At 72.4% G+C, this 18,353-nt stretch carries 9 protein-coding genes; 7 read left to right on the forward strand and 2 right to left on the reverse strand.

Going from position 1 to position 18,353, the window contains the following annotated elements:
• Positions 1-20: 20 nt before the first annotated feature.
• The 7 genes from rosag_RS03035 (at position 21) to rosag_RS03065 (ending at position 13,906) form a co-directional block, all read left to right on the forward strand.
• Positions 21-3,134, forward strand: a complete 3,114-nt coding sequence (locus tag rosag_RS03035; protein WP_284348547.1) for a hypothetical protein — start codon at positions 21-23, stop codon at positions 3,132-3,134.
• 330 nt (positions 3,135-3,464) lie between these two features.
• Complete coding sequence (locus tag rosag_RS03040) at positions 3,465-6,125, forward strand: SdrD B-like domain-containing protein (protein WP_284348548.1); 2,661 nt, start codon at positions 3,465-3,467, stop codon at positions 6,123-6,125.
• 464 nt (positions 6,126-6,589) lie between these two features.
• Positions 6,590-8,902, forward strand: a complete 2,313-nt coding sequence (locus tag rosag_RS03045; RefSeq protein ID WP_284348549.1) for a SpaA isopeptide-forming pilin-related protein — start codon at positions 6,590-6,592, stop codon at positions 8,900-8,902.
• Positions 8,903-9,026: 124 nt separating this feature from the next.
• Positions 9,027-11,477, forward strand: coding sequence for a zinc-dependent metalloprotease (locus rosag_RS03050; protein ID WP_284348550.1), 2,451 nt, complete (start codon positions 9,027-9,029; stop codon positions 11,475-11,477).
• On the forward strand, positions 11,474-12,451 hold the full coding sequence (locus rosag_RS03055; protein ID WP_284348551.1) for a threonine ammonia-lyase: 978 nt from the start codon (positions 11,474-11,476) through the stop codon (positions 12,449-12,451). The genes rosag_RS03050 and rosag_RS03055 overlap by 4 nt, the downstream gene beginning before the upstream one ends.
• A 186-nt stretch (positions 12,452-12,637) precedes the next feature.
• A complete protein-coding gene (locus rosag_RS03060; RefSeq protein ID WP_284348552.1) occupies positions 12,638-13,135 on the forward strand; it encodes an HIT family protein in 498 nt (165 codons plus the stop codon).
• Between the two features lie 354 nt (positions 13,136-13,489).
• The gene (locus rosag_RS03065) at positions 13,490-13,906 is read left to right on the forward strand and encodes an HNH endonuclease (protein WP_284348553.1); all 417 of its coding nucleotides are present in this window, start codon (positions 13,490-13,492) and stop codon (positions 13,904-13,906) included.
• Positions 13,907-13,912: 6 nt separating this feature from the next.
• Here rosag_RS03065 and rosag_RS03070 read toward each other — a convergent pair whose 3' ends face one another.
• Together rosag_RS03070 and rosag_RS03075 are read right to left on the reverse strand one after the other, a co-directional pair.
• A complete protein-coding gene (locus tag rosag_RS03070) occupies positions 13,913-15,031 on the reverse strand; it encodes a DNA glycosylase AlkZ-like family protein (protein ID WP_284348554.1) in 1,119 nt (372 codons plus the stop codon).
• A gap of 80 nt (positions 15,032-15,111) precedes the next feature.
• Positions 15,112-18,333, reverse strand: a complete 3,222-nt coding sequence (locus tag rosag_RS03075; protein ID WP_284348555.1) for a WD40/YVTN/BNR-like repeat-containing protein — start codon at positions 18,331-18,333, stop codon at positions 15,112-15,114.
• Positions 18,334-18,353: the final 20 nt, after the last annotated feature.

Raw genomic sequence — 18,353 nt, forward strand, 5'->3', positions numbered from 1 at the left:
GGTCCTCGGAGACGGCAGTCATGACCCGATTTCCCACCACCGTGCGGCTCGGCGCCGCACTCGCGTCGCTCGCGCTGGCCGCCGCGTGTTCCGACGCCCCGACGCCGCCGGCTCCCCGGCTCACTCCGGGCACGCCGTCCTTCGCGGCCTCGGCGGACATCTCGAGCCAGAACGCGTTCCAGCAGTGCGCGAACGGCAATCCGCTCGCGCCCACCTGCAACTACATCAACAGCGTCCTGAACGCCTCGAAGAGCCAGTACAACGAGGGCGAGGTCATCGCGCAGAAGCTCGTCATCAAGAACGCGACGACCACCGGTGCCGACGGCGTTCACACCCTGGTCATCTCGTACGGCTTCCAGAAGTCGTCGAGCGTCACCAACGCGAACTACGACTTCCAGGCGCGCTACGACGCGACCCTCGGCACGGTCCGCGCGAACCCGTGCCTCGACAACGGGGCCGTCATGACGCCGTTCTGCAGCGGCGGGCAGCTCAAGACGGTGGGCACGGGCGTCAACCAGCTCGACTTCGACGAGGAGCCGTTCCCCGCGCCGACGGCAGCCAACTCGATCAACCTGAGCGCCAGCGACCTCACCAAGCTGCAGGCCGCGTTCGCCCGTTTCGCGGGCGCGAGGACGCTGGTGATCTACAACGGCAGTTTCGACAACTTGGGCGCGCCGGCGATCAGCGACGTCACCTACGCGGTCAACAGCAGCGACATCGAGGCGACGGTCACGTACAGGTTCCGGGCGACCAAGAGCGACGTGCTGCTCCTGTGGGGCATGCACTTCGCCAGCGAGATCGACTGGAAGAACAACGGCCTGCCGGTGATCAACGGTGCCGCCGGCCAGTCCGGCTCCCCGTTCCACGTCAAGCTGATCACGCTCGACGGCTCCAGCAACGGCGCCAAGGCCCTGAACGTGTCGGGCGACGTCGTGCGCACCGCCAACGTCGGCATCACCAAGACGGCCGACGCGGATACCGTCAATGCGGGCAACCCGATCGGGTTCACGATCACGGTGACGAACGGCGGCAACGCGGACGCGCTGAACGTGGCGATCGTCGACACGCTGCCCACGGGCTTCACCTGGAGCGTGGCGGCCACGGGCACGACGATCACCGGGTGCACCATCAGCGGTGGCGTCCTGACCTGCACGCCGTTCACGCTGGCGGCGGCCACCTCGACGCCGACCACGGCCTCGGTGCACGTGACGGCGCCCACCACGGCGACCACGCCGTGCGGGCTGATCACGAACACCGCGCGCTTCACGACCTCCAACGACGGCTCGGGGTCGGGCACGGGGCAGGTGCGCATCAACTGCCCGAACATCACCATCGACAAGTCGCCCGCCTCGCAGACGAAGAGCGCCGGCGAGAGCTTCTCGTGGACGGTGGTGCTCACCAACACCGGGGCCGGCACGGCGTTCGGGGCGCGGATCCTCGACACGCTGCCGCAGGTGACGGGCGTCAGCTACACGCTGGGTGCGGCCAGCGACGCGACCTGCGGGATCGCCAGCAGCGTGCTCACGTGCGGACCGAAGGACCTGGCGCAGAACGATACGCTCCGCGCGATCGTCAACGCGACGACCACGGCCGGCACGAGCTGCGCGGCCAACGGCATCCGCAACATCGCGACGGGCCGCGCCACCGGCCTCTCGGACGTGAAGGACACCGCCACGGTGACCCTCAACTGCCCGGCCCTCAGCATCCTGAAGACGCCGAAGGTCGCGGGGGACACGGGCTACACGGTGCAGCCGGGCGACTCGGCGCGGTTCACCATCAAGGTGAAGAACACGGGCGGCGGCTCCGCGTTCAGCACCACGCTGACGGACACGCTCCCGGCCGGGCTCTCGTGGTCCGACAACCAGGCCGCCTGCACGACGACGGGCGTCACCGCCACCACGCCCACGCGGCAGATCCTGCAGTGCAACATCGGCACGCTGGCGGCGAGCGACAGCTTCGTGGTGAAGGTGGCGGCGTTGGTGCCGACGAACTTCCTGCTGCCGCCGACGTCGTCGGCGGTGCCGGCGCTGGAGATCGACGGCAACCTCACCTCCAACGGGGGCCCCGACTGGGCGACGCTGCCCGACACGCTGCTCAAGTGCACGACGCCGAAGCTCAACTGCAACATCGACACGCCCACCGGGCCGGCCGACAGCTCGTTCGGCCAGGGCACCAAGGAGGACACGCCGGTGCCGTCGGTGGTCAGCGGGTCGATCCCGAACAACAAGGCCGACCTGCAGCGCTTCTACCTGACGACGCGCCGCGTGCTCGTCGGCGGCGTGGTGCACGACGTCCTCTACCTGGCGTGGGAGCGCGTGCAGCAGCCCTCGGGCACGACGAACATGGACTTCGAGCTCAACCAGCTGACGACGCTGAGCGCCAACGGCGTGACGCCGACGCGCAAGGCGGGCGACGTGCTGGTGAAGTACGACCTGTCGAAGGGCGGCGGCACGCTCGCGCTGGGCGTGCACCGCTGGGTGGAGACGGGCAACCCGGCGACGGTGTGCCAGGCGTCGAACACGGTGCCGTGCTGGGGCAAGGTCGACTCGCTGGTGGCGCCGACGGGCACGGGCGCGTCGAACACGCCGGCGATCGGGCAGGTGCAGGATCCGATCGCGCCGGGCTCGCGCATGCTCGACACGCTGACCTTCGGCGAGGCCGCGATCGACCTGCAGGGCGCCGGGATCTTCCAGGCGGGGACGTGCCTGGTGTTCGGGCGGGCGTACCTGAAGAGCCGCTCGTCGGACGCGTTCACCTCGGAGATCAAGGACTTCATCGCCCCGATCCCGATCAACGTCGAGAACTGTCAGGACAAGCTCCTGGACAACCGCGCGTGGGCCACGGCCAGCGGGCTCACCGCCGTCTCCGACAGCGGGCAGATCCGCGTCGTGGCGCCCTCGGGAAGCGCTTCGCTCGACGTTGCCCCGGGCATCACGCGGGTGGCCACCAGCCGCGGACCGAGTACCACGATGGAAAAGGCGGTCGCGTCCTCGCACGCGCTCGAGCAGAGCGTCGTGCGCACCACGCGGCGAGTCTCCGGTGATCGCCGGCGCGTCGCACCCGGTGTCACTCTCAACGTGGCAACGGGTGTGACCCGCCGTCATCGCCTGGACGGTCGGCTGACCATCACCTGACCGGATGCCCGCGCGATCGCGTGCGCATCGTACGGCCGGGGCGGCGAGTCAGACTCGCCGCCCCGGTTCGCGTCCCCCCGACGTACGTCCGCGCCCGGCCATGCGCCACGAGCGGGGCCGCGACTACTGCCTGTCCGAGGCGACAGGCAGTTGGTGACGCGCGTCACGCACGCGTCGCCGCCCAGGCGCAACGGCCCGGGCACGAATGCCGGGCGCGCGGCGCCCCTCCGCGCGCGGCCGGGCGTCGCTAGCGATGGGGCGCGCGACGAGGCGCAGCCGGCGTGCAGGCCACGCCGAGCGAGAGCTCGTACGCCCCACCCGGGAGGATCCGTGAGCAGAGCCCTTCGCTACCTCGCTGTCTCGACCATCGGTCTCGCATGGGGGTGCGCCGACACCCCGACCGTCGCGCCGCGCGCGCCGGCGCGCGACCCGCTCGCGCCGACCGTCCAACCGTCGTTCGCGATCGGCGGTGGCGGACCCACCGGCGCGATCTTCACGACGGTGCCCGACGGCTCGATCGTGAACGAGAACGTGCGCTACCGCGACAAGCGCGAGGTCTATCTCGACGGCGGCCCGCGTGGCGGCTCCCCGCAGACCGCGGCCGGCCTGGACGACGGCGACTACGTCTTCCAGATCACCGATCCGTCGGGCAAGTACCTGCTGTCGCAGGACAAGTCCGAGTGCCGACTGATCCGCGTGCGGAATGGCGTGATCGTCAAGCTGCTCGACCGAGCGTCGGACGGCACGCTCACCGAGCACTCGGCCAGCGACGCGTGCCACACGAACGACGGGCCCGAGGGCGCCGCCGGCAGCAGCGGGAAGCACGACACCAACGTCGACGTCGACTACGGCGCCAACGGCGCGATCGTCGTGCAGATGATGCCCTACGCCAACACGCCCAATCCGGGCGGCGTCTACAAGGCGTGGATCTCGAAGATCGACGAGTACGCCGCGAAGGCGACGGGCAAGGGCGTCAGCGATCCGTTCACCGAGCCGCTGAAGCGCATCAACGGCCGCGACGCGCAGCCGTGCAGCCAGGGCTGCTACCAGGCCGATCCGGGCTTCGGCCCGCCGCGCAACTTCCAGAAGACCGACAACTTCAAGGTGCAGGAGGAGGCGCGCCTGCGCGTCGTGAAGGTCAACGACCTCGATGGCGACGGCGTGCGCGATTCCGGCGAACCGACGCTGCCGGATTGGGGCGTCGCCTTCATCGAGACGCTCGGCGACGGCACCGAGGCCCCGCCGATCCTCGACGTGACACCGGCGACGCGCACCTTCGTGCCGGGCGATCAGGTCACCGTCTGCGAGGCGAGCCTCACCGACTGGGTGTTCTCGTTCGCGACGGTGAACGGCACCGCGGCCGGTGCGCCCACGACGCGCTCCATCGGCGGCACCACGTACTACTGCATCCCCGTGACCGTCGGCGCGTCCGGCACGACCGTCGAGATCGCGTTCGGCAACTTCCAGTACGGCGTGAAGAGCGGCTACAAGTTCCACGACCGCAACATCAACGGCGTGTGGAACACGGCGACCGAGGAAGGCCTCGCCGGCTGGACGATCAACCTCACCGGCGCCGACGGGAAGGGGAACGCGGTCAGCCGCACCACGACGACGGGGGCGGGCGGCGCCTACACGTTCACGCAGCTCCCGCCGGGGACGTACACGGTGGCCGAGGCGTGCCCCACCGGCTGGTACCAGTCGTACCCGACCCCGTCGGGCGCGCCGCCGGGCGTCTGCGGCACGGGCGTGCACACGTTCACCATCGTGTCCGGCGCGCCGGGCGCGCCCGACGTGCACGCGAACAACAACTTCGGCAACTACCAGCCGAGCACGAAGACGGGCGTCAAGTACCACGACCTGAACGGCAACGGCACGCGCGACGCCGGTGAGCCCGGGATCGCGGGCGTGACGATCAAGCTGCTGAGCGGTGGGAGCCCAGTGCAGTCGGCGGTCACCGACGCCAACGGCGCGTACACGCTGTCGAACATCCTGCCGGGCACGTACCTCGTGTGCGAGGTGCTGCCGGACGGCTACGCGCAGTCGGCGCCCAACGCGGGCACGACGCTCGGCACGGGCGAGTCGCTGGCGGACTGCCCCGCGGCCACGCCGGCCTACGGCGCGAAGGGCTACCAGATCGTCGTCAGCGCGTCGGCGCAGAGCTTCACCGGCAACGACTTCGGCAACTTCCAGAACGGGTCGATCGCGGGCGTGAAGATCTCCGACGCCAACGGCAACGGCACGCAGGACGGCGGCGAGGTCGGGCTGGCGGCCTGGCCGATCCACCTGTTCGGGACGACCGGGCTCGGAGCGGCCGTGCATCGTCACACGACCACGAACGGCAGCGGCCAGTTCACCTTCGCGAACGTGCCGCCGGGCCAGTACCGGCTGTGCGAGGAGCAGAAGGCGGGCTTCGTGCAGCGGTTCCCGACGCTCGCGACGACGGGCGCGATCGACTGCGGCGCGCTGCTGGCGTCGGTGCACGATCCGGTGCTGCCGGGCATCGGCTACAGCCTCACGCTGCAGTCGGGCCAGAATCTCAACGCGGGCCTCGACTTCCTGAACCAGCCGAACCAGGGGTGCACGCCGGGCTTCTGGCAGGGTGGCTTCGGCATCGACCTGTGGAACACGGTGAACGACCCGCAGTGGGGCCCGCCGCGCATCACGAACGGGAGCACCAACCCGTTCATCCAGACCACGCTCTTCAACAGCTTCTTCGAGCCCGCGCCCGAGTTGGTCGGGGAGACGATGCTCGGCATCGTCGGCACGGGCGGCACGGATGACGAGGCGCGCAAGGCGGCCCGGTCGCTGATCGCGGGCTACCTGAACACCACCGCGCTCTCGGCGTATCCATTCTCGCAGTCGGAGCTGGTGAGTAAGTGGAGCGCAGCCAACAGCGAAGTTGACGCCGGTCAGCGGCTGGCGAGGCTGCTCGCGCTGCACACGCTGTTGGACGCGGCGAACAACCTGCACAACACGGTGCTGTGCCAGTGACGGCGGCATCGACGGCACCGGGGCTGCGGGCCCGGTGCCGCACTCGCCGCACCGTGGGCCCACAGGCGGGACGGCGAGGGTAGGGCCGAGGGGGAAGCGAGCGCGCTCGCTTCCCCCTCGCCGCATCGCGGCCGCGCCACGATCGAGCGCTCGCGGCTCGTGCTCGGGCGACGTCGCCCGGGGCGAGCGGCCGGGTCGAACCATCCCCCGCCGCGCGGCCGCTACGCGCACGCCGTGATGTCGCTACACAGCAGCGATCCGTCGGCCGGGAGCGAAGCGCGAGTCTGCGTCCCCGGGCCGGCGTTCCCAGTCCCTCGCCGGAGGACGCCATGTGCCGCCCTCGCGCGTCGTGCGCGCACTCGCGACCGCCGCCCAGCGCGCACCGCGCCGGGCTCTCCCGCCACTCCGCGGCCGCGGCCCATCGACCTCACGCAGTCGACCATCAGAGAGGCGACACGATGCACATGAAGTCGAGCATGCGATGGCTCGCGCTCCTCCCGGTCGCCGTGATGGCGGCCGCGGTAGCCTGTCGCGACGACACCGTCGCCCCGCAGCTCACGCCGTCGGACGCGCCGCAGCGCGTGCTGACGGGATCGATCACCGACGAGTACACCGCCGGCACGCCGGTCCACGGCGCGATCTTCACGACCACGCCGGACGGTGACGTCGTCAACGGGAACACGAAGTACACGCAGAAGATCGAGGTCTACCTGGACGGCGGCCCGCGCAACGCCAACTCGCAGGCGGCCGGGCTGCCCGACGGGCTGTACGTCTTCCAGATCACCGATCCGCCGGGCAAGCTGCTGCTCTCCAAGGACCCGGCACGCTGCCGCGTCGTGCAGGTGGACGGCGGCGTGATCAAGGGAACGGTGGCCGTCGCGTCCATCCCGGGGCAGGATCCCGCCGCCGCCGACGTGTGGGGCGGGTCGGGATCGACCAAGAACAATCCCTGCCATGTCGAGGACGCGCCGGAAGGCGCGGCGGGCGCCTCCGGCCAGCACGACACGAACGCCGACACGGAGCTGGGCGGCGGCACGACCGTCCAGATGATGCCGTTCTTCGACACGCCGAACAACGGCGGCGTCTACAAGGCGTGGATCACGCCGCTCAAGGCATATCTGGAAAAGGGCGGCAACCTGAACACGCAGACGGCGGGCGTCTACTCGTCGTCGCCGCGCACGCTGATCGGCTACGCGCCCGACCCAGGCTTCAAGAATCCCGGGCGCAACTTCGTCAAGACGGACAACTTCAAGGTCGTCGAGAATCCGCCGTTCATCCGCATCTCGAAGATCCTCGACGGTGCGCCCTACACGGGCTGGCCCGTCACGGTCTACGAGCTGATCGAGGGCGAGTGGGTGGGCGCGGGCTTCCGCCCCACGGTCGCCACCTTCGCGATCCCGCTCGGCACCGACGTCCAGCTGCTGGCCTGCGAGGCGATCCTTGCGGGCTCCGCCCCGGTCTCCGCCACCGTCGGCGGCGTCAACGCGCCGCGGGTCACGGGTGGAACGCCAGCCGTGCCGACCACGGACGGGCAGGGGCATGAGCTCTTCTGCGTGGCGGTGCCTGGCACCGCGAGCGCGACGACGATCGACGTCGTGTTCACCAACGCGTCGCCGGACGCGCGCATCTCCATCTCGCCGCTGGACGACACCAACGGCATCGGTGAGCCGCACGTCCTGACCGCGCTGGTGCAGCAGGACGACAAGAAGGCGGCGAACACGGGTGGTGGCGACGCGGTGACCGGCTTCGGGCCGGCGCCGAACGGCACGCTCGTGACGCTCAGCCTCACGAACAGCAACGGCGCGACCGCGACGTTCGTGGGCGGCAACACGTGCACGACGACCAGCGGCACGTGCACGGTGACGATCAACAGCCCGACTGCCGGCACGGTCGTCATCCACGCGACGACCACGTTCAGCGTGAACGGGGTGAGCCTCACGCGTTCCACCGGCCCCGGGCTCGCCACGGCGGTCGGCGACGACGCGCGGAAGATCTACAGCGCCGGCTCGCTGAGCTGGGTGAAGATCGACGCGGCGACGCCGCCACGCTATCTCGCGGGCGCGACGTTCCGCGTGCGGCGGACGCATGATCGCTTCGGCGCCGCCGTGAGCACGCCCGACTTGAGCGTGACCGACAACGTCGCGCCCGACGCGAACTCCGCCGACGGCCAGTTCCTCGTTGCGGGGCTGCCGCTCGGCCGCTACTGCATCAAGGAGACGGCGGCGCCCGCCGGCTATCTGCTCGATCCCACCGAGCAGTGTGGCGACCTCGTCTCGACGCTGAACCTCTCGATCGCGTCGCCCAACGGCAGCGCGAACCCGTTCGTCAACAGCCTGGAAGGGCGGATGACGGGCGGCAGCGGCAAGATCGAGATCACGCTGCCCAACAACGGGGGCACGCTGACGATCAGCACCGGCTTCACGATCCACTGCGACATCACGCTCTCGAACAACATCGAGATCAACTGGCCGGGCAACCGGTGGCATCTCGACAAGCCGATCAAGACGGCCACGTGCCTCGACGATCCGAACGTGATCCCGGACCAGCCGGACGCGCCGTTCGACACCTTCCTCGGCACCGCCGAGGGCGCGCTGAACGGCCAGGCGATCTCGCGGATCTCGTTCACCTTCGTGGACGGTGACGGATCGCCCGGCGGCAAGGCGAACGACCGCGTGTCGCTCACGATCTGGAACACGCAGGGGCAGGTGGTCCTGAGCTTCACGAACCTCCCGATCAAGGGGAACCTGCAGGCGCACGAGGACCAGCCGCACAAGTAGCGGCGGGAGCTGGCAGCGGGGCAGCCACAACGCCCCGCCGCGCCGCACCGTAAGTTTGGCGACGGGCCGTCCTCCCGAGGGCGGCCCGTCGCACGTCCACCGCCGGCTCCCCTCAGCCTCCGCCATGCCCACGCTCCGTTCCTCGCGTGTCACCACGGTGCTCGCCGCGGCGTCACTTGCCGTATGCGCGGTCGCGCGCCCGCTCGCCGCCCAGGCGGCACCGTTCGGCGGCAAGACCGCCGGTCACGAGCGGCTCGACGGCTTCCTGCCGCTCCACCACGACGCGCGCACCGGCAAGGTGCTGCTCGAGCTGCCCGGCGACTCCACGCGCGCGCTGCTGCTGACGACCCTCGCCACGGGTCTGGGCTCCAACCCGGTGGGGCTGGACCGCGGCATGAGCGGCGAGAACTACGTCGTGCGCTTCGACCGGTCGGGCGAGAAGGTGCTGGCGGTGCTCGAGAACTGGCAGTACCGCAGCTCCGACACGGCCAACGCCGCGCACCAGCGCAGCGTCGCCGAGGCGTTCCCGCCGAGCATCGTCGCGGCGCTGCCGCTCGTGGGGACCGAGGGCGGGCGGCTGCTGGTGGACGCGACCGACTTCTTCGTGCGCGACTGGATGGACGTGCCGCGCACGCTGGAGCGCGCGGGGCAGGGGAGCTACGCGGTCGCGCGCGACCGCTCGGGGATCAACCGCGCGCTGACGCGCAACTTCCCGCGCAACACCGAGGTCGACATCAACCTGACGTTCGCCTCGGGCGGCCGCCCGGGCCCGATCGTCGAGCGCATCACGCCCGACGGGCGCGCGTTCACGCTGCGCGAGCACCTGTCGCTCGTCGCGCTGCCCGACGGCGCGTACCGCCCGCGCGAGTGGGATCCGCGCGTCGGCTACTTCGGCATCCGCTTCCACGACTTCGCGCAGCCCATCCAGCGCCCGCTGCAGCAGGCGTGGATCGGCCGCCACCGGCTGCTGCGCGGCCCCGACGGCCGCATCGCCAACCCGATCGTGTACTACGTCGATCCCGGCATCCCCGAGCCGGTGAAGACGGCGACGATGCAGGGCGTGAAGTGGTGGGAGGAGGCGTTCGACAAGGCGGGGCTCACGGGCGGCTTCCGCGTCGAGTGGCTGCCCGCCGGCGCCGACCCGATGGACGCGCGCTACAACGTCGTGCAGTGGGAGAACCGCAACGAGCGCGGCTGGTCCGTCGGCGGCTCGCTCGGCGACCCGCGCACGGGCGAGATCCTGAAGGCGATGGCGCGCATGGACAGCCACCGCGCGCGCACCGACTACAACCTCTACGCGGGCCTCATGGGCGCCGAGGCGGCGGCCGCGGACACCGCGTTCGTGCTGTCGCGCGTGCGGCAGGTGAGCGCGCACGAGGTCGGGCACACGCTCGGCCTCGGGCACAACTACATCGCGTCGACGTACGAGCGCGGGAGCGTGATGGACTACCCCGCGCCCCGCGTGCGGCTGACGCCCGCGGGCGAGATCGACATCTCGCAGGCGTACGACGTGGGCCCGGGCGAGTACGACGTGTGGGCGATCCGCTGGGGCTACGGCATCTTCCCGGCTGCGAGCGAGAAGGACTCGCTGCGCGCGATCGTGCGCGAGGGGCTGCAGAAGGGCTTCCTCTACCTGTCGGACGGCGACGCGCGCCCCGAGTTCGCGAGCGACCCGCGCGTGAACCTGTGGGACGACGCCGCCACGCCCGAGGAGTTCTGGCGCCACCAGACCGGCGTGCGGCGCGTCGCGATGGCGCGCTTCGGCGAGCGCGTGGTGCGGCCGGGCGATCCGCTCGCGCTGCTGCAGGAGCGCTTCGCGCCCGTGTACTTCATGCACCGCTTCGCGCTCAACTCGCTCGCCAAGACGATCGGCGGGATGGAGTACGCCAGCGCGATGCGCGGCGACGGCCAGCAGGCGACGCGCGCGGTCGCCGCGGACCGCCAGCGCCGCGCCCTCGCGCTGCTGGTGGGCGGGCTGCGGCCGCGCGAGCTCGCGATCCCCGACACGGTGCGCGCGCTGCTCGGACCCAACGCCAGCGCCGTCACGCCGGACGTGGAGCTGTTCCGGTCGCGCACGCGCCCGACGTTCGACGCCCTGGGCGCCGCGCGCACGCTGGCGCAGATGACGATCGACGCCACGCTGCAGCGCGAGCGCGCCGCGCGCCTGGTGCAGCAGCACGCCTTCGACCCGCGCCAGCTCTCGCTCGCCGAGGCGATCGACTCGATCGCCGCGGGCACGCGCTGGCCCACGGGCGCCGCGAGCACGACGACGGCGTCCGCCGAGCAGGCGATGCGCTTCGTGGCGCAGCGCGCGCTGCTCGACCGCCTGATCGCGCTCGCCGCCGACAGCGACGCGGCGCCCGAGGTCCGCGCGATGGCGGAGCTGAAGCTCGGCGAGCTGGGCGCCGCCGCGGGACGCGCCGCGCGCGGGCTGCCGAACGGCGGGCGGATCGAGGCGCGCGCGCACTACCGCTCGCTCGCGACCGACGCCGAGCAGTGGCTGACGAGCCGCGAGGCGCCCAAGCCGTCGCCCGCGCTCGTCGCGCCGCCGGGCGATCCGTTCGGGCAGCCGTGAGCACGGCATCCCGCGTCACGCTCGACGGCATCCGCCGCGCGCAGCGTGCGATCGATCCGGCGTTCCTCGACTCGCCGCAGCTCGAGTCCGCGCCGCTGAACGACGCGCTCGGCGCACGGGTGGTGCTGAAAGTCGAGACGCTCAACCCCGTCCGCTCGTTCAAGGGGCGGGGCGCGGACTGGTTCGTCGCGTCGCTGGTGGCGGAGGCGGCGGCGCGTGGGGCGCCGCCGCCGCGCGTGGTGTGCGCGTCGGCCGGCAACTTCGGGCAGGGGATCGCCGACGCCGCGCGCCGCCGCGGCGCGCGCGCGACCGTGTACGCCGCGCACACCGCCAACACGCTCAAGATCGCGCGCATGCGCGCGCTGGGCGCCGAGGTGCGGCTGGCGGGCGACGACTTCGACGCGGCGAAGGACGCGGCGCGCGCCGCCGCGGCCGAGGAAGGCGTGCCGTTCGTGGAGGACGGGCGCGAGCTGGCCGTGACCGAGGGCGCGGGGACGATGGGGCTGGAGCTCGCGCGCTGGCCCGCGCCGCTCGACGTCGCGCTGGTGCCGCTGGGCAATGGCGCGCTGCTCGCCGGCGTCGGGCACGCGCTGCGCGCGCTGTCGCCGGGCACGCGGCTGGTGGCGGTGTGCGCTGCCGGCGCCCCGTCGATGGCGCGGTCGCTGCGGGAGGGGCGCGTGGTGCGGACGGAGCGCGCCGCCACGATCGCGGACGGCATCGCGGTGCGCGTGCCCGTGCCCGAGGCGCTCGACGACCTGCGCGGCGCGGTCGACGAGGTCGTGCTCGTGGACGACGACGCGATACGCGAGGCGATGCGGCTGGTGCACCGCCACGTCGGGCTCGTCGTCGAGCCCGCGGGCGTGGTGGGCGTCGCGGCCGCGCTGGCGCACCCGGCGCTCGTGCGCGGCGCGCTGGCGGCCACGCCGCTGTGCGGCGGCAACCTCACGCCCGAGCAGATGCGCGACTGGCTGTAGCGCCGGCCACGCACGCGACGCCGAGCGTCGCGTGCGCGCGACGCTTGACAGTCCGTGCGCGCGATCGAATGTTCGCGACGAGGGCACGGACGGCCGCGCGATGACGTCACGTCGACGCGTGGCACCGGCCCTGCACCTCGCGGTCGACGTCCCGTTCCACCGCTCCCCGCTCCGAGGCCGCCGCGCATGCCCAAGACGCCGATGCACTGTCCCTTCTGCGACATCATCGGGGGCGCCGGCGAGGTGTCCGTCTGCTACGAGGACGCCGTCGCCATGGCGTTCATGGACATCCAGCCCGTCAACGACGGCCACGTGCTCGTCGTGCCGCGCACGCACTATGAGCGCATCGAGGACCTGCCGCGCGAGGTCGGGCTGCACCTGTACGAGGTCGCGACGAAGCTCATGCCGGTGATCCAGCAGGTGTCGGGGTGCCACGACATGAACGTCGTCGTGAACTCGGGCTCCGCCGCCGGCCAGGACGTGTTCCACTTCCACGTGCACCTCATCCCGCGCCGCGCGGGCGACGGCTTCGACGTCCCGCTCCCGTTCGCGGCGTCGGAGATGCCCGATCGCACCCGGCTCGACGCGATGGCCGTCCGCATCATCTCGGCGCTGCGCGACCCCATGCGCGGCGACGTGGGCGCGGGCAGCGCCGGCAGCACGGGCGGCGCTCCGGTCGCGTAGCCCGCCGTCCCGTCCCACGCCCCATCGTCCTCCGCGGTTCCGTTCTCCGCCGTTCCGTCCTCCGCGTCACCGCGTAGTCCTGGCACGCCGGCTGCGTTTTGAGCCGGCGACGCAAGCACCAGCCTTCAGGAGGAGCATGCACGCAGCACGCGAGCACGGGCGGGAGTGGCGACGCGCGGGGGCGATGCCCGCCGCGGCCGCGCCAGCCGCCGAGCCGCCGCCGCCCTCCCACGCCCAGCACGTCTTCGCGCCGCGCCCCGGCGCCTCGTCGCAGCCCCAGATCCCGACGCCCCGCTCACGAGCCCTCGCTCGTGGCGGGGTGTCGCCGTTCCGGCCCCCATTCCGCGAGGTCTCATGCCGCGTCCGTTGAGCCGCCGCAGTGTTCCCCGCACCGCGCTCGCCCGCGTCCCGCGCCGCCCCCGCCGGCGGTTCGGCGCCGCCGAGTGCAGCGAGCAGCTCGTGAAGCGCTCGCTGAAGGCCGCCGCGCTCCGCGACTGCGGACGGCGCTGCGTGTACTGCGCGACTCCGCTGGAGCGCGAGACCGCGACGCTCGACCACGTCTATCCGCGCGCGCATGGCGGCGGCAACGTGCCGGGCAACCTCGTCGCGTCGTGCGTGCGCTGCAACCGCCTCAAGGGCGACCTGCTGCCGCAGGAGTTCTTCCTGCGGCATCCGTGGGCGGGGCTGAACTTCATGCGCTACGCGCGCGCCGTGCACCGCGCGCTCAAGCGCAACGCGCGGCGGGCGGTCAGCCTCGCCTGCGCGGCCTGACGGTCGTCAGCGCATCGCGCGCAACGCCCGCACGCGGGGCGCGCGACTGCGCGGCGAGTCGAGGCTGAACGAGCGCGCGTCGCCCAGCTGATCGCGCACGTACGCCTCGGTCGCCGCGACCGCCGCCTCCAGCGCGGCGTCGCGGCGGCGGTCGAACGTCGCCCACGCGATGGTGCCCGCGTCGGCGTCGAACTCCCACAGCCCGATCAGGCGCCCGCGGTCGAGGATCGCGTGGCTCGGCAGGTCGCTGATGGCGCCGATCGCGCGCTCCTTGCCGTCGTCCACCAGCACGTCGCGCTCGCGATCGCCCGCATCGAGCAGCGACGCCACGTCGCGCCGCGCGGCGGAGATCGCGTCGAGCGAGCTGACGAGCGCGTACTGCGGCGTCGCCGGCGCCTCGAACGCGCGCCACGCGCTCACGTCCTGCGGCAGCAGCAGCCGGTCGCTGCCGCTCTCCACCGGCACGAGGCCGAGCGGCGCCACCGCCTCCTTCGCCGCCTTCACGCCGAGCCCCGAGAAGAACTGGAACTCGCCCGCCGTCGCGGGGCCGACCCACGCGAAGTAGCGGCGCGCGAGCTCCGTGCGCGCCTCCGCGGCGGACAGCGCGTGCGACGCGAGCGGGTTCGGCGACCAGCGGACGTAGGCGTAGCGCTGGTTGTCGAGGCGCCCGTTCACCGGCACGCGCCGGATCTCGCCCTGCGCCTGCAAGCGCCCCAGCGCCACCGGCAGCGTGGTGGTGAGCCCCTTCTTCTTGCCCGCCTCGCCCAGGCTGCGCGAGCGGTCGCCGGTCGCCGCGCGCAGCCCGTCGGGATCGAGGGGGCCACCAGACTTCTCCAGCGCGCCGACGACCGCGTCGCACAGCGCGTCGATCTCCTCGCGCGTCACGCCCAGCTTCTCGGCCGTGCGCATCTCCGCGTCGCGGAAGCCGTCGCCCACCGCGAGGCCGAGCGCGAAGTCCTGCGCGGGGAGGACGTAGGTGCAGCCGCGCGCGGACGGCAGCTCGTGGATCTGCTGCGCGGCCGCCGCGGCGTCCGCGTCCGCGCGCGCGGTGCCCGCGCGCGCGAACAGCGTGAGGTACGGCCCCACGCCGCCGACCGAGCGTGCCCACCCGGAGCGGGCGAGCACGTCAGCCGGGGATGCACCGCGCAGCGAGCCGTCGAGGCCCTGGCGGTGCCACCACCAGGCGCGGAGCTTCGCCTCGTCCATCACGAGCCCGACGACGCCGTCGTCTCGCGCTCCGGCCCGAGCAGCCGGCGCGCCTCCGCCTGCACGGCGTCGAGCTCGCGGCGCAGCGCCTGGTAGCGCTCCACCGCGTCGCGCGGCACGCGCTGGTCGGCCTGCAGCGTCATCCCGTACAGGTAGCTGATGTGCGCCTGCAGCCCCGGACGGCTGTAGCGGATGGCCGGCGTCACCAGCTTGCCCTCGAGCGCCTGCAGCAGCCGCAGGCTGTCCTGCTGGATCGTGCCCGGCGGCGCGCCGTTGAAGCGCGTGCGCGCCGCGCGCACGCGCGCCACGAGGCGGTTCGTCTCGCTCACCATGTCGCGCACCTTGAGGTTGTGCGCGAGCTGCGCGCGCATCACCGCGGGCGTGACGCCGTCCTTCAGCTGGCGCGGATCGGCGCGCACGATCAGCGGCTGCGACATCGTCCAGCGCTGCGTGCCGGCGGCCGGGTTCGCGATCGTCAGGCGCGCCGTGTAGCGGCCCGGCGCGGCCATCGGGCCGTTGCGGCCGGGGCGCTGCGTGGCCGCGTCCCACGGCCCGGGGAGCGTGTAGTCCCACACGAAGCGGCGCATCCCCTCGCGCACGTCGAGGCGCGGCGTACCCGTGCGCTCGAACGCCGGCGCGCGCATGTTGTTCTCGACCGCCTGCGTGCGCTCGCCGGGCGAGACGCTCGTGATGCTGCGGATCACCGCGCCGGCCGAGTCGAGGATGTCGAGCGTGGCCTGGCCCTCGGGCGCCTTCGCGATCCAGTAGTCGATCATCGCGCCCGCCGGCGGATACTGCGGATCGGCCGTCGCGGTCCGCTCGGCCTCCAGCCCGCCGAAGCCGGCGCGGTAGCGCGTGCGCACCGCCTCGCGCGGGCGGAAGAGATGCGCGGGCGCGCCCGCCAGCGCGGCGCGCTGCCGCTCGTCCGCGAGCGCGTGCAGCGGCGTGACGTTGTCCAGGATCCAGAACGAGCGGCCCTGCGTCGAGATCACCAGGTCGTTGCGGTGCACGCGCAGGTCGGTGATCGGCGTGTTCGGGAGGTTGAGCTGCAGCGACTGCCAGCGGCGCCCGTCGTCGAACGACACGTACGCCCCGAACTCCGTGCCCGCGTACAGCAGCCCCGCGCGCGCGGGATCCTCGCGCACCACGCGCGTCGGCTCGTCGGCCGGGATGCCGTTGTCGCCGGGCGTCAGCAGGCGCCACGACTTGCCGTAGTCGTTCGTGGCGTAGAGGTACGGCTTGAAGTCGCCGAGCTGGTAGCGCAGCACCGCGACGTACGCGGCGCCCTTGCGATGCGGCGACGGCTCGATGTTCTGCACGCGGCCGCCGGGGCCGAGGTCGGGCGGCGTCACCTTCGCCCACGTCTTCCCGCCGTCGCGCGTGACGTGGATCGGGCCGTCGTTCGCGCCCGTCCAGATCACGCCCGGCTCCAGCGTCGACTCGCGGATCGCGTAGAGCGTGGCGTACATCTCCTCACCCGTCACGTCGATCGTGATCGGGCTGCCCGAGATCACCGACTGGTACTGCGGATCGTTCGCCGTGAGGTCGGGGGAGATGCGCTCCCACGTCTTCCCCTCGTCGCGCGTGCGGTGCACGTACTGCGAGCCGTAGTAGACCGTGCGCGCGTCGTGCGGGCTCGTCTCCATCGGCGACACGCGCTGGAAGCGGTAGATCAGGTCCTTGCCCGCGTTGCCGTAGAGCGACTGCGCGCCCACCCACGACTGCTGCTCCTGGCCGCTGCGCAGCGACGCGCGGCTGAACTGCCCCTTGCACGAGCCGTAGACCGTGTCCGGATTCGTGATGTGCGGCAGGATCGGGCCCGTCTCGCAGCCGGGGCCCTGGCGCCAGCTCTGGATCGGATCGTCGGGCGACGACGACGTCGTCGGCAGCGACGGCACGATGAGCGTCGAGTTGTCCTGCTGCGCGCCGTACAGGAGGTACGGGTACTGGTTGTCCACCGCGACCTGGTAGATCTCGGCCGTCGGCTGGTTGTACTGCGAGCTCCACGTGCGGCCGCCGTTCAGCGAGACGTTCACGCCGCCGTCGTTCGCCTGGATCATGATCTGCCCGTCCTTCGGGTTGATCCAGATGTCGTGGTTGTCGCCGTGCGGCGTCGACATCGAGCGGAACGTCTTCCCGCCGTCGGTCGACTTGAAGAAGCCCTCGGCGCCCGCGTACACGACGTCCGCGTTGGTCGGGTCGGCGCCGAGCGTGGTGTAGTAGAAGGGGCGCGTGATGAGCGACGCCTGGTCGTTGACGCGCGTCCAGCTCGCGCCCGCGTCGTCGGAGCGGTAGAGGCCCGCGCCGCTCGCCGCCTCGATGAGCGCGTAGACGCGGTTCGGGTCCGCGGCGCTGACGGCGACGTTGCTCTTGCCGAAGAGACCCTTGGGCAGGCCGCCCTCAAGCTTCTTCCAGGTCGTGCCGCCGTCGGTGCTCTTGTAGATGCCGCCCTCGTACGCGCCGGAGATGATCGTCCACGGCTTGCGCTCGGCGCGCCACATCGAGGCGTAGAGCGTGTTCGGGTCGTCGGGCTTGAGCTCGACGTCCACCGCGCCCGTGCTGTCGGAGACGAAGAGCACCTTCTCCCAGCTCTTCCCGCCGTCGCGCGTGCGGAACAGGCCGCGCTCCGCGTTCGGCTTGAAGCCGTTGCCGATGGCGGCGACGAAGGCGGTGTTGGGATCGCGCGGGTGCACGCGGATGCCGCCGATGTGGCCCGACTCGCGCAGCCCGACGTGCGTCCACGTCTTCCCGGCGTCGGTGGAGCGGTAGACGCCACGGCCGGTGGAGACGTTGCTGCGCAGGCCGTCCGAGCCGGTGCCGACCCAGAGCACGTTCGGGTCGGAAGGCGCGACCTCGACGGCGCCGATCGAGCCCTCCCTGATCTGCCCGTCGGAGAGGTTGACCCAGTTCTGGCCCGCGTCGGTGGTGCGCCAGACGCCGCCGCCGGTGGAGCCGAAGTAGAAGGTGTGCGGCTGCGACGCGACGCCGGTGGCAGCGGTGACGCGGCCGCCGCGGGCGGGGCCGACCATGCGCCAGCGCAGCGCCCCCAGGAGCTTGGGGTCGACGGTGGGAGCAGGAGCCGCGGTCGGCCGGGCGGCGGGCTGGGCGCCGAGCGACGTGAGTGGGAGCGCGGCGGGCGCGAGCGCGGCGGCGGCGAGGAGCGGTAGCGCGCGCAGCGGCGACGACGCGCGGGTGGAGCGGGGCCGGCGGTGGCGGGGCATGGCCTGTCGCGGTGGACGTG

This window comes from Roseisolibacter agri (genome assembly GCF_030159095.1).
Classification (GTDB): Bacteria; Gemmatimonadota; Gemmatimonadetes; order Gemmatimonadales; family Gemmatimonadaceae; genus Roseisolibacter; species Roseisolibacter agri.

Coding starts and splice junctions, on each gene's coding strand:
- rosag_RS03060 (WP_284348552.1), top strand. CDS start 12,638: ATGCCCAAGACGCCGATGCACTGTCCCTTCTGCGACATCATCGGGGGC.
- rosag_RS03065 (WP_284348553.1), top strand. CDS start 13,490: ATGCCGCGTCCGTTGAGCCGCCGCAGTGTTCCCCGCACCGCGCTCGCC.
- rosag_RS03035 (WP_284348547.1), top strand. CDS start 21: ATGACCCGATTTCCCACCACCGTGCGGCTCGGCGCCGCACTCGCGTCG.
- rosag_RS03050 (WP_284348550.1), top strand. CDS start 9,027: ATGCCCACGCTCCGTTCCTCGCGTGTCACCACGGTGCTCGCCGCGGCG.
- rosag_RS03045 (WP_284348549.1), top strand. CDS start 6,590: ATGAAGTCGAGCATGCGATGGCTCGCGCTCCTCCCGGTCGCCGTGATG.
- rosag_RS03075 (WP_284348555.1), bottom strand. CDS start 18,333: ATGCCCCGCCACCGCCGGCCCCGCTCCACCCGCGCGTCGTCGCCGCTG.